The organism is Dyadobacter beijingensis DSM 21582 (genome assembly GCF_000382205.1).
Lineage (GTDB): Bacteria > Bacteroidota > Bacteroidia > Cytophagales > Spirosomataceae > Dyadobacter > Dyadobacter beijingensis.
In genome coordinates, this window is record NZ_KB907790.1 from 57,558 (window position 1) to 71,078 (window position 13,521).

General features: G+C 51.2%; 8 protein-coding genes and 1 tRNA gene. 1 reads left to right on the forward strand and 8 read right to left on the reverse strand.

Translation table 11 applies throughout. The annotated features are described in order from the left end of the window. Positions 1-16: 16 nt before the first annotated feature. The 3 genes from H144_RS0123845 to hpt all read right to left on the reverse strand — a co-directional run bounded on the left by H144_RS0123845 (position 17) and on the right by hpt (position 2,154). Positions 17-100: transfer RNA gene (locus H144_RS0123845), tRNA-Leu, on the reverse strand. Positions 101-186: 86 nt separating this feature from the next. After that, a complete protein-coding gene (locus H144_RS0123850) occupies positions 187-1,587 on the reverse strand; it encodes an MBL fold metallo-hydrolase RNA specificity domain-containing protein (protein ID WP_019944626.1) in 1,401 nt (466 codons plus the stop codon). A 39-nt stretch (positions 1,588-1,626) separates the two neighbouring features. Beyond that, complete coding sequence (gene hpt, locus H144_RS0123855) at positions 1,627-2,154, reverse strand: hypoxanthine phosphoribosyltransferase (protein ID WP_019944627.1); 528 nt, start codon at positions 2,152-2,154, stop codon at positions 1,627-1,629. Between the two features lie 268 nt (positions 2,155-2,422). Between hpt and H144_RS0123860 the strand changes: the two genes are divergently transcribed. Further along, positions 2,423-3,538 (forward strand): tetratricopeptide repeat protein, encoded by a 1,116-nt coding sequence (locus tag H144_RS0123860; RefSeq protein WP_229207978.1) that lies wholly within the window; start codon positions 2,423-2,425, stop codon positions 3,536-3,538. 90 nt (positions 3,539-3,628) lie between these two features. Here H144_RS0123860 and H144_RS0123865 read toward each other — a convergent pair whose 3' ends face one another. The 5 genes from H144_RS0123865 to H144_RS0123885 form a co-directional block, all read right to left on the reverse strand. Beyond that, positions 3,629-5,029 (reverse strand): dipeptidase, encoded by a 1,401-nt coding sequence (locus H144_RS0123865; protein ID WP_262485421.1) that lies wholly within the window; start codon positions 5,027-5,029, stop codon positions 3,629-3,631. Between the two features lie 66 nt (positions 5,030-5,095). Further along, the gene (gene plsY / locus H144_RS0123870; protein ID WP_026350949.1) at positions 5,096-5,746 is read right to left on the reverse strand and encodes a glycerol-3-phosphate 1-O-acyltransferase PlsY; all 651 of its coding nucleotides are present in this window, start codon (positions 5,744-5,746) and stop codon (positions 5,096-5,098) included. Between the two features lie 154 nt (positions 5,747-5,900). Beyond that, positions 5,901-10,580, reverse strand: coding sequence for a hypothetical protein (locus tag H144_RS0123875; RefSeq protein ID WP_019944631.1), 4,680 nt, complete (start codon positions 10,578-10,580; stop codon positions 5,901-5,903). A gap of 10 nt (positions 10,581-10,590) precedes the next feature. Beyond that, positions 10,591-11,427, reverse strand: coding sequence for a 50S ribosomal protein L11 methyltransferase (prmA, locus tag H144_RS0123880; RefSeq protein ID WP_026350950.1), 837 nt, complete (start codon positions 11,425-11,427; stop codon positions 10,591-10,593). 110 nt (positions 11,428-11,537) lie between these two features. After that, positions 11,538-13,352, reverse strand: coding sequence for a glycosyltransferase (locus H144_RS0123885; protein ID WP_019944633.1), 1,815 nt, complete (start codon positions 13,350-13,352; stop codon positions 11,538-11,540). Positions 13,353-13,521 lie beyond the last annotated feature (169 nt).

Consider the following 13,521-nt stretch of genomic DNA (forward strand, 5'->3'; position numbering starts at 1 on the left):
TGAGGCATTGATGCTGTGCCGAAGGCGGGACTCGAACCCGCACAGGATTGCTCCCTCACGCCCCTGAAACGTGCGTGTCTACCAGTTTCACCACTTCGGCTTGAAATTCGGTGCGCAAAGATAGCAATCTTGTTTTGGACTTTACAAGCGTTCCTTGGTTTGAAAGGCGAAAAAATCTGAAAAATTTTAAATTTTTACCCCTTCATACAGCGCCGGAATGTGGATTTTGGGGTATCCGGCCTTTTCCAGCTTCAATTTGAAGGCGATTTGCGTCTCATATTCGCCATGGACGAGGAACACTTCCTTCACCCGCCCGGGCGTTTGGCAGGACAGAAATTCCAGCATTTCATTGTAATCACCGTGGCCGGAGAAAGAATCCATCGTCTCGACGCGGCATTTCACCTCGAAGCGCTCGCCGAAAATGTTCACCTGCTTGTCGCCGCGCTTCAATGCGCCCGCGAGGGTATTGGCGGACGCGTAACCCACGAGCAGGATCGTCGAGTTTGGGTCGCCGATGTTGTTTTTGATATGATGTTTGATACGACCGGCTTCGGCCATTCCCGAGGCCGATATAATAATGCAGGGCTCGTGCCGGTCGTTGAGGGCGATCGATTCCTGTACGTCCGAAATGTAATTGAGATAAGGAAACGCGAACGCGTCGCCGTCTTTTTCGATGTAATCGAGGATTTCGGGGTTGAAACATTCGTCGTGCTCCTTCATGATGGCCGTGGCGCGGATCGCGAGCGGGCTGTCGATGTACACCGGTATCTGCGGGAGCTGGCCGGAGCTCGAAAGCTGGTCGAGGGCATAGATGAGCTCCTGCGTGCGGTCGATCGCGAAGGCGGGGATAATGAGCTTGCCGCGGCGGTGAATGCACGTTTCCTGCACAATGCGCAGCAAATGGGCATGCATATCGATCTCCTTTTCATGCAGCCGATCGCCGTAGGTTGACTCGCAGATGATATAATCGGCCTGCGGAAATTCCTCAGGCTTGCGGAGAATGCGGTCTTCCGGGCGGCCTATATCGCCGGTGAAGGTAACCTGCTTGAATGTACCGCCGTCCGGAATACTCAAATGCACGGCAGCGCTGCCCAGCAAATGCGCGGCGTCGGTCAGGATCACGGAAATTTCGTTTTCTTCCCCCAAAAAGAATGTCTGCCCGTAACGCACCGTTTTGAAAAGAGTCAGGGCGTGCGCGGCGTCTTCGGCATTATACAGTTCTTCCAGGAGCGGGCGGCCTTGCTTTTTGCGGCGATGATTAATGCGTTCGAGGTCTTTTTCCTGGATATGGGCGCTGTCGAGCAGCATCACGCGGCAAAGGTCTGCCGTGGCGGCTGTGCAGTAGATCGGTCCTTTGAACCCCTTGCGCACGAGGCGCGGGAGCAGGCCCGAGTGGTCGATGTGCGCGTGCGAGAGGATCACATAGTCGACGTCGGCGGGTTTGAAACCGAATTCCTGGTTGAACTCGTCGGTTTGAATACCCTGAAAAAGCCCGCAATCGAGTAATATTTTCGTTCCTTTTTCGGTGGTAATGAGGTGCTTGCTTCCGGTAACGGTGCGTGCGGCGCCAAAAAATTGGATAAGCATAAAGGTCTGGAATTTAGAACGTTGGTAATAAAGAGGGAGTTAGGCCAGGACGTAAATCGCGTCGAGGTTGCGCCCGATGCCGTCGTAGTCCAGCCCATAGCCGACCACGAATTGGTTGGCGATCTCGAAGCCTACGTAGCGCATAGCCACCGGTGTTTTCAATGCTTCCGGTTTGTGCAGTAAAGTAGCAATTTCAACGGATTTGGGCGACATTCCCTTCACTTTTGCGACAAGCTGCGACATCGTCAGCCCCGTATCCACAATGTCCTCGATAATGATCACATCGCGCCCCGCAATGCTCGCGTCCATGCCGATAATCTCTCTTACGGAGCCCGTGGAGGCGGTTTGGGCATACGACGAAAGCCTGATGAAGTTGATCTCGCAAGCCAGCGAAATGTTTTTGACCAGCTCGCTTGCGAATAGGAATGCCCCGTTCAGCACGATGATGAATACCGGGCAGGACTCCGCATAATCGGAATTAATGCCGGCAGCTAACTCTGCAATGCGTTTTTCGATCGTTTCCCGCGAAATGAAAGGGACAAATGTTTTATCCAGAATGTTAATCATAATTTTGAAGTGCGGATCAAGTTCCGGAAGACAATTAAGCGGCCTTTCGGAGACAGCAAATACTCTGAGGATCAATATTAACTCTTTTTTTAAAAACCGGGCCGCTGACAAACGCAAAATATAAATCGCACGTTAATAGGAGAGATTTACCCCTGCTATGAGAAAATCAGTTGTTAATACAATCATATTCTGCTGTTTAACTGTTATCACCAATCAATTTGCCGTCGCTCAATTGTATTCTTCGGCGGAGCTAGACAAGAATTACGCCATGGTCCTCCAAAATCCTGGCGTGCAGATAGAATCCAGCGAGGCGATCAACAAATTGTACAATTACCAGTTTTACGAAGCGGATGCCGAGTTCCGGTGGCTCAAATACCGGTACCCTAAACATCCCATGCCCCATTTTCTGATGGGTCTCGCAGAGTGGTGGAAAATTGTACCAAACACAGAGAACGAAAACTACGACAAGGCTTTTCTCGCACAGATGGACTCGACCATTACCCTCGCGGAGGAATTGTACGATAAGCAGGAAAGCAAAATAGAACCGGCATTCTTCCTCGCCGCCGCATATGCATTTAAAGGCAGGCTGTACGCCGAGCGCGAAAGCTGGGCGAAAGCAGCATTTGCAGGTAAAAAGTCATTGAAATATTTCGAACAATGCAAGGGGAACGGCGACCTTTCGCCGGAATTGCTGTTCGGCGACGGTCTGTACAACTACTATGCCGAATGGGTCCCCAAAGAATACCCGATCCTGAAACCAATCCTAGCTCTTTTTCCGAAAGGCAATAAAAAGCTCGGCGAACAGCAGCTGGAAAAGGTGGGGAACAATGCATTTTACACCCGCGTGGAGGCCCGGTATTTCCTGTTGCAGATTTACAGCATGGAAAACGAGTACAGCAAGGCATACGAAATGGCCAAATATATGTGGCAGACGTTCCCAAATAACCCGTATTTCGAGCGGTACTTCTGCCGCACGGCATTCGTGACGGGCAAAATGGCGGAAGCCGAGCAGGCCGCGACGAATATTATCAGTAAGATCAACCAGGGTATGCCTGGTTATGAGGGGGTTAGTGGAAGGAATGCCGCTTATGTGCTGGCCTACTACAATATGAATTACCACCGCAACTACGACGCGGCCGCCGATTTTTACAAAAAGGCCATCGACTATTCCACGCAGACCAATTCGCTGAATGCGGGTTATTACGTTTCGTCGCTGCTTGGTTTAGGTAAAATCGCCGAGCATAAAAAAGATTACGACGAGGCGCTGCGCTACTACAAACTCGCCGACGATCGTGCCGATAAAAAGTCCAGCCAGGATAAAGAAGCAAAAGCAGCGATCGCGAATTTGAAAAAGATGAAACGCGAGCAGCGGAGAAAGCGATAGGCAAGCATTGTTGCACGATGCTTCGACTCCGCTCAGCATGACATAATATTGTCTCGCTAAGCGAAGTCGAAGGGCTTTGTAGATGGCACCTTATCGTTTCAACTCCGCGTAATGTTTAAAAAACAGCGGGATCGTCTCAATTCCCTTGTAATAATTAAACAATCCATAGCTCTCGTTCGGCGAATGCAGGGCGTCGATATCCAGCCCGAAGCCCATCAGGATGCTTTTGCAGCCAAGTTCCTGCTCGAACAGCGCCACAATAGGAATGCTGCCGCCGCCGCGGGTAGGGATGGGTTTTTTACCGAATGATTCTTCCATTGCCAGTTCCGCCGCGCGGTATTCTACTGAATCCGTGGGTGTCACATAAGGCAGGCCGCCATGGTGGGGCACGACTTTCACTTTCACGGACGCCGGCGCGATGGATTCGAAATGTTTTGTGAAAAGTGCGCAGATCTCGTCGTCGGTCTGATGTGGTACGAGGCGCATGGAAATTTTGGCATTGGCTTTGGACGGAAGCACCGTCTTGGCGCCTTCGCCGATGTATCCGCCCCAGATGCCGTTAACATCCAGTGTAGGCCGCACCGAGGTCCTTTCAATGGTAGTGTAGCCGCGCTCGCCGGCCACGTCTTCGATGTTCAGGTCTTTTCGATATTCTTCCAAATCAAAAGGCGCGGCATTCAATGCGGCGCGTTCGGCGGCCGTCAGTTCCTCCACTTTATCATAGAAGCCTGGAATGGTAATGTGGCCGTCCTCGTCTTTCAGCGAAGCGATCATTTCACAAAGAACATTGATGGGGTTCGCTACGCCGCCGCCATACACGCCCGAATGAAGGTCGCGATTAGCGCCTACCACTTCCACTTCGACGTATGTTAGTCCACGCAGACCGGTTTCAATAGACGGTACATCGTTCGCGATGATGCTCGTATCGGAAATAAGGATCGTGTCGCAATGCAGCATTTCCTTATATTTTCGGACAAATGTCCCTAGATTCGACGACCCGATTTCTTCTTCTCCCTCGATCATCACCTTCACGTTACACGCAAGCGTACCCGTCGCGAGCATGATTTCGAGGGCTTTGATATGCATATAAAACTGCCCCTTGTCGTCGCAGGCGCCACGGGCATAAATACGGTCGTTTTTGATGACCGGCTCGAACGGGGGAGAGTTCCAGAGCTCGTAAGGGTCTGCCGGCTGCACGTCGTAATGGCCGTAAATGAGCACGGTAGGCAAGGCAGGATCGATGATTTTTTCGCCGTACACAACAGGGTGCCCTTCGGTTTCGAAGATTTCGGCCCGGTCGGCGCCGGCTTCGGCAATGCGGTCGCGCACATATTCCGCCGCTTTGAGCATATCGGGTTTGAATTTCGAATCGGCGCTAACCGACGGGATGCGGAGCAGGTCGAGCAATTCGTTCAGAAACCGGTCGCGGTTCTTCTCAATATATTCTTGCATTGAATGGTTGTTTTTAGTCTTAACTGAATCGGCCGTCAAGTTAAAAAAATAACCCCTAAGGTTGTGCCTCAGGGGTTCGGATTAACAGGGTTAGATTGGGTGTAATCAGCTTCTCGCTTTGGATTTCGCGAAGATGTTCACGCGGTTCTCATTGCCGTTGAGCAGGCGTACAATGTTTTTCTGGTGTGTGAAAACAACGAGAATAAACATCGTAAAACCGAAAACGACGAGTAACGGCTCGGGGTGCCCGAATGCACCTGTCCACGAAAGTACCGGGAACGCCAGCGTAGCGAGGATCGAGCTCAGCGATACGTATTGAGAGGCAATTAGTGTCAGAATGAATATAGTGATGCAAACAGACGCCAGCTCAGGGTGAATGGCGAGTACCATTCCGAGCAGTGTGGCAATGCCTTTACCGCCTTTGAAATTCACAAAAACGGGGAAAATGTGGCCGATTATGGCGATGATACCGAAGATGATCTTGTACATCAGCAGCTCGGTTTCGCCTATTTCGTTCATATAAAAAAGCATGGAAGCAAGGCACGTGGCCGTCCAGCCTTTCAGCACGTCGATGAGCATTACAACTGTCCCAGCGCGTTTGCCTAATACCCGGAATGTGTTGGTGGCACCCGCGTTACCGCTGCCGTGTTTCCTGACATCTATTCCAAAATACCCAATGCCGTACCAGACTGAACTTGGGATGGAACCCAGCAAATAAGCAGCAACAATCGCAACTATTAATAAGGCAACACTCATTTTGTACTATTCAAAGATAAATTTAAATTACAAACAGTTTTTCTCAAAAATACGATAGTTGGAGGATTTTACAAGCAAAACTGATGCAAAACTATCATTATGCATACGATTTTTCAAAAATTAGCAGAAACTATTGTAAATGCTGCTAATAGCCCTAGAATCCCTCGGTAGGTTCCGCTTTTTTCTTCTTTTCTTCGGTTTGGGAGGCAGCCGTTTTCTTCTTCGCAGTTTTCACGAGCTTCGCTTTCTTCAATGCCGGCTGATAGAAATCGTCGAATCGGTTAACAAACATATCCTTCTCTTCAGTTCCAATGCTCACGAGCGTCATGTCCTTGGATTTCACATTCTTAGACTTCGCCACGATCTCGTCGTTGAAATCCAGCATCGACGAAACGACGCCCAGCTCGCCCTGTTTCAGGTCAAAATAATACCAGACGTCCGGGGAAGCTTCAAGGTATAAGCTAAATTCATCGCCTTCCACGCCCCGGCGCAATTCGAGTACGCCGGTCATTTGCGCATTGATATTGTTACGCCCGAAATGCGACACACCGATAGGGCCCTGCGAGTAGTAGGCGTTATGCACGGGCGACCAATGCAGGTTCACATTCGAGAGCACCATCGGTATATCCAGCGACGGGGATGCTTCGAAAATAGGCTTGTAACCCCCAGCTGTCAGTTTCATGTAGGCATCGACCCCTTTCGGGCCAATCAATGCGGACAATTTGCGGTTCAGCTGATCGGGATCGTCGTCGGCCGCGGTGCTGTTGGACTCGGCGAGGTTGGTTTCCACAATTTTCGCGGTAAGCGTCGGCACGATCGGTGTCAATGCAGGCGCATTGAAGAGTAGCATCGTGTTGAAGCGGAATTTCAAGCTATCCACCTGCACTTCGGCACTGCCTACGGTTTGAAGCCAGTTGGCCTGCATGAGTTTAAATGGCCCTGCGAACGTTGCCAGGCCGGTTTTATCGTCAAATGTCAACGCATTACCCTCGTCGATCAGACCGTCGGCACCCGGCGGCGGGTTCACGCGGAACGCTTTTTTATCCTCATCGTAGCTAAGGTTGCCCTGTGCCTGGTAAATGTCCTCGTCGCCGTCCGAATCCTTCGGCGAAAGGAAGCTCATGTACATTCCCTTGGCCTCATTGTAATGCAAACCCACCGAAAGTGGGATTTCGTGTTCGTTTTTGAGGTCTTTATTGATTTTTATCGAAACCGATTCGCCCGGCGAATCCTGGTACACGATCCATGAGCTCTGGAAATCCTTCCGGAACTTGATCACCGGCTTCACAAAGCCGTCCAGTTTCAGCGAAGGTTCATATGCGACGAGGTTGATAGCGCCCTTATATTGAATGCGGGGAGATAGGAAGAGATTCTCTGCCTCCTTAATGTCGGCGCGGGCCGTGGTGTAATACTTGATGCCCGGCGTAGCGGCTTTATCCTTCGGCTTGCGCTTGCCTTCCTCGCCGGCACCCACTTCCACGAGTTCGAAATTCTGCATTTTGATATTAAATGTGTCCTTCCGCGCCGTAATGTACTCGTAAGTCGCAGAGCCCTCGAAGTGGTTGCGCGAATCGATGCGGATATCGGCATCGCGCATGTGATGCGACACGTTCAGCGTGTCGATTTCAATGCGGGCCTTTTTCAGGGGCACGATTTTACCCTTCGCATCGACAGCCACCATGCCGCCGTTCGGGATGATTTTCACGTCGGCAGTTTGGATAAAAGGCACACCTTTGATGTTCAGGGTTACTTTTTCAATGTCGTAGGTCGCTTCCGAGCCGTTGAATGTCAGCCCTTCCTGATCGGGATCGGTAGAGGTGTACGACGATGTTTCACCCAGACCTTTCATCAGGATCGTTTTTTTCGTCATGTCCCATTTCGCGCTGCCGATAAGCGTTTGGTAAGAGGCCGTCGGGATCTGCATACCGGAAGAATCGCTGCCGAAACCCGATTCGTCGGTAACGAAGTTCGCGATGCCGGTTTTGAAGTTGAAATCCACATTGACATTATTCCCGGTTAGCAGCTTTTTGGTCGACTTTACATCTGTACTATTGATCGCAAATGCCGATTTATTAGCCAGAAACCCATCCTTATTGAACTTGATGTCCGGCGAAGTCAGCTCGGAATCCGCGCGTTTCAGTTTACCATTTCCATACAAGCCCGTCGAGCGCAGGAGCAAACTCCCTTCCAGGTTGGTCGTGCCCTGGTGAAATGCGAACGATTTGCCCGTGGTGCTGATAAACATGCTGTCTGCATTGGGATACCATTTCAATGCATAATCTTTCAGCGCTACGGCCGGGAAATAACCTTTGCCGATGGTCGCTTCCTTAATGCTGGCTGTTTCTCCGGTAGCCATCAATGAGTCGGCGGTTAGCAGGACATTTTTAGCGGGCATAGTAGCCGAGAGGTATTTTAAAATGGCTTTCGAATGCAAGCCGCTGTTGTCCATGGTGAGCGTGTCCGTGAACTTGGCCAGAGCTTTTCCTTCGTAAAGCTTCATATCCGTTACCGGCGGCTTGTAATCGAAGCCCAGCGAGTTGTCGGGCATGCTTTTCAGGATCGTTTGCAGGGGCGGAAGAATGCCGTTGGAATTGAATGTTCCTTCAAAAATCACGTCACGCTGGTCGAGGCCGTCCATATCGATCTTCGGGATCTTGAAAAATACCTCGCGCGGGTAGAGTACCGTCCCTCGCTCCGGCTGGTCAAAATAGACGATCATACCGTCCGGTACCACCAGTCGCGGCGACTTTTTAATACCTTTCTGGATACCTGATTTGTTTTTCGGATCGCTGAGGTAGAACGTACCGCCTTTTTCATACTTCACGTGCCCACCGACCTCGCCTTTCTGGCCTTTCGCAAATTTATCACGCGGCGTAAAGGTGATCGAATCCGACGGTGCCACATTCACGAAGAACTGGTTGTAATCGAACTTGATATTCTGCCCGCGAAACTGGTAGTTCGAAGCGACCATCTGTCCATTCAACGTGAAATTGCGGTTTTTACCGATAATCACCTTCTTATCCGACGGTACCGCGTAGATTTTCAATGAGTCGCTGACGATAAACCTGGAAACCCCGAGCACGGTGAGCATGGTGTCAGGCAGGTAGATCGTCGCATTGGCCAACTCGTCGTTCGCCGCGAACTGGCCGCTTACCTGGAAATTGTCGTAGTCGGCCTTGTCCATATTCGCGAGCACGTACATGGCGCCTTTTTTGCTCAATGCGTATTCGTCCGTGGCTTTGTTGTAAGTGAAATAGTCGTCGAGCGCGAGCCGCTGCAATGCATTGCGGATGATGACCGGTTTCTGGTTGAATTTTGCTGCCAGTTCTTCCGGTAAAAACGACGTTTTTTTCGTCTGCTGGGCATAGCTCGCCGCCATGATCAGCGGCTGAAAGCCATATTCCTTCGCAATCTCCCGGAACCTTTCCTTTTTGAAATAATCGATCGATTCCAGGCGCACGGGCACTTCGGTTTTACCATTAATGCGCAAAAATTCCACTTTATCGGTCGGGAAACGCCAGCGCATCGCCTGCGACCAGATGTTCATTTTGTGATAGGAATCCTTGTAGGGGAGCGGACCATAGTCGGTTTTATCCATCCGGCCCAACCGCACCAGGCCTTCATCGTCATTATATTTAAAAGTCACGCCCGGATGCACGAGCGAATCCGCGCCCAGGGGCATGGAATACAATGCCCAATTGGCTGTAAAAACAGAGTCCTTCAACGCGAAACGCTTGCTGCGTACGCTGAATGCCGGTTTTTCCTGGTATTTGACTTTGATCGTCGAATACTTGTCATTCAAAGCCGAGCTGTACCGGTCGAGGCCGATCAGCGAATAGCCGCCTTTATAGTCGATATTTTTCCGCACCTCTTTCAGTTTCGCATCGATATCGTTCGAAACAAACCGCGGGTATTGTGCCGGCTGTCCTTTGATGCGCTTAATGCCCCGGTACTCCACCGTTCCTTTCACGGGCGCCGCCAGGTAGTTGTCGGAATGCAGCGTGCTGTTTTCGGCTAGTAATCGCGGGTGATTGATGTTGAAAGAATAGGCGTCGAGGTCGGCGTAAATGCTCGAATCACCCGCCGTCTGCCAGGTAAACTTGCCGTTTTTACCGACGAATACCCCATCGCGCAGCGAAACGCTACCACTGGCCGGCCCGAAAACGACCGAGTCGCCACCTGCTACCATCGCGAAAGTCGCGTTTTCGAGATCCATTAACGGTCCGGCGATAATGGGCAATGGGTTGGATTTCGGGGCTATTACGTAGTTGGTATCTATCGGCGTGTCCCAGCCGTCGTTCGCCGTCGCCGTTTCTTTGGCGACCGTCGAATCGGCTTTGGTGTCGAATCGGTATTTGAAATCCCCGCCCAGTAAATAGAGCGTGTTGTAGTTGCTGCCGTAAAGCTTGTTGCTTTCGGTGATCGGCAGGGCTGTTTGCAGTACTTTCTGGAAAGTTTTGGCGTCGTATTTTTCGCCTGCTTTAGTGGCTACGTCGAGGAAGCCGTCCAGCTTATCCGGTGCTTTTTTGGCCAGAGCATGTGTGTTGCGGATCAGCAATGCGAGCAGCGGCCCGCCTTTTTGCCCTTTGGCCACCTGCGTTTTCACAATGCCGATGAATTTCGCCTGCTGCTGCGGGTTGATGCCCGACATCCAGACGCTGTCCAGCTGGACGGTCGAGCGGATATATTGCGGGTTCCGGCTACCATCCATCAGTTTGCGGAGCTGCGGCATGAATTGTGCCGGGTCGTCGGCCAGTTTGAGGTTCTGGGCGGCCGCGTTTTTTCCGATAAATGTCAGCAGGTAAAGCAGTAAGGCAAGGCGAAATAGCTTCATGGTTTACAGTCTATTTGATCTTTTCAAAAACAACGGTTGCCCATTGGTTGCGGGTATTCGACCTGAGTTTTTTCAAGCCGTTTTCCGCGGCGCATTTTTCAATATCGGCCTGGTCGGTTTCATAAAACCCGCTGGTAACGAGCCAGCCGCCCGGTTCCAGGTGTTGTACGTATGTTGGAATTTCAGCCAGGAGGATATTCCGGTTGATATTCGCGAGCACCCCGCCGAAAATTTTCGCTTCCGGCACATCCTGGATCGTTCCCTGAAATACTTCCGAATCCGCCGGCAGATCATTCATTGCGAAATTCTCGCGGGTATTTTCCACAGCCCATTCGTCGATATCGAAGCCCAGCAGGTGCGCAGCGCCCAGTTTGTACGCCAGGATCGCCAGAATCCCCGTTCCGCAACCCACATCCATGATCGAAAGTCGTTCGTGGGGGAGGTTAAGTTGCTCGTTCATGACGAGCCAGGTCGTTTCGTGGTGCCCGGTGCCGAACGACATTTTCGGCTGGATCAGCAAATCATAGGTAAAAGAGGGATCGGGCTCATGAAACGTCGCCCGCACGCGCACCTGGTCACCCACCTCGATCGGCTCGTAGCTTTTTTCCCACTCCTCGTTCCAGTTTCTTCTTTCTAACGATTTCCAGGTTGCGGCTATTGTCGTTAAATCCAGGTATTTGGCCGTTAAATCAGCGATGGCCTCCTCCCTGAAATCTTCCTCCTGAATGTACGCGAGCAGCCCTTCGTCGGTCTCCACAAACGACTCATACCCGGCCTCGCCGAGCTCCGCCATCAATATCTCCGAAAACTCGGGGTCCACTTTCAAATCCAGTTCGATGTAATTCATTGTAATAGTTATTGGTAAAAATTGCGTGGTGAAGGTGTTGAAAATTTTCAGGAATGCAATAAAAAGGCCCATTAACATCGGTCAATGGGCCTAAAATCAATGCTTAGCTATCACGGCTTCCGTCTCTTCGCTGCCAGATCGTGCGCGGTGTCATAATAGGACCGCAAATTCATCCAGTCGAAAACATCCGAGATATTTTCTACGCGGTTGCGCTGCATAATGCGGTCGCGGCGCTGCATGCGCACGAATTTGAAGAGAATGTCGGCGAGCTGGTCTGCTGCCTGGGAAAAGGTCTGCGATTTGCGGTTGATGACGTAAATGCCCCGGTTTTCGTAGTCGCGCATGATTTGCATGATGTAATCGCCGAAGCCGGAAAGGTCGCTGGTAACGGTGGGTACGCCGCGGACAACGCATTCCAATGGCGTGTAGCCCCACGGCTCGTAATAGCTCGGAAACACACCCAAATGGCAGCCGCGTACGAACTGGCCGTAATCGAGGCCGAACAGCGGGTTCGTCGACGCGATGAAATCGGGGTGGTAGACGATCTTCACACGGTCGCGCTCGTTGTTGACCAGGTTCGCGCGCTTGCAGAAATCGGTAATGCCGTCTTCCTGTTTCAGGTCGTGGGTAACGAATGCCGGCAGCTTATCCGTTTTCCAGCTCTGGATGGTCCTGCGCAGACGCAAACGCCAGTATTCGTCAACAAAATCGTTCAGATCGGGCATTTTGTGGTCGGTGCCGGATGCCGTAGCGAGAAAAAGTTTTTCTCCTACTTCCTTCTCGATGGCGGTACAGGTTTCCTGCAACTCGTTCAGCACGGCCCGCGATTGCAGTACGTCCGGGTTCACCGACATGTAAGGCTGTTTGGTGACGATAAACATCACCACGGTCATATCCATATTGGCCTGCACCATCTTCCAGTTCAGGCGCGCGAGGGCTTCCAGCGTGAGGTCGTAACCCTTATTGGAATACTCATAACGGCCCGACGTGAAAAAGTAGAGCGTTTTGTCCAGATCAAACGAATAGCTGGGAAAGAAATGCCCCATGACGAATTCGTGGATGCGTTCCTTATGCTTCAGGTGCAGATTCTGAAATTCGTGCACAGCCTGGAACCGCACAACGTTCAGGCCATTCGGGGTCACGAGATCGGGCATGCGGCCGAGGAACACCTCGCATTCGCGGGCGGTCACGTCGCTTACCGTCGTGAGCACGTGTGCATTCAGCGCGGCCTGGCGCTCGACGGCGCATTGCGCCATGATGCCGTAGTTTTTAGCTTCCTGTTCCCAGTCGAAGAAAGGAAGTTTGTTATAAAAACCCGACACATTTTGCGCCAGATAGCGCCCGAGCATGGTCGCGTGGGTAGTGAACGTCGTCGCGATCTTGACATTCTCGCGTTTCAACTCCGGCAGCCCGCTGCTCGCCATCCATTCGTGGAACTGGGCGAAGATTTCCTCGCGTTTCGCATTCTCGTCCGCGTATTCTTTCAGGAATATACGTACCAGTTCGCCGAAGCAAAGTGTTTGGTTGACAAGGTGTTCGACGTTGATCGTCGGGATGCGGTTCTTTTCCCAAAGGTTAAATTTGATCGCATCGAGCTGGCCCATGATGCTGTCGAGATCGAACAGCACCACACGAGGCTTACCGGTAACAAGCCAGTAGCCGTAATATACCGAGAAACCCATTTCCCGCATTCGCTTCACGATACGCCCGGCCGGTGAATCGTCCAGGTCGTGAATCTGCTCAAATTCGGAAGACGCCTTTTTTTCGAAATAAGGTCCCAGCAAGAAGTAGTTATCCTCCCACTTTTCAACCATGGCAGGTACTTTGGTCCTTATGACAGTGTATATCCCTCCAACTTGATTACAAACCTCCCATGCAACTTCGAACAGGACGTTTTTCTTAGTGGTTTTGACAAATGGTTCCAATTAGGGTACAGTTTTAAGCGTTACTAGGGTATTTAAAAGGGGACTATGCTTCCGTTTATGTCACAAAAATCCTTGTTATTACACAATAAATATGCAGAAAAATAATTCAGAATAACAACAATCGGATGGTTGTTAACGCAGCCGTAAAGGCGGTTTAAAACATCATTCC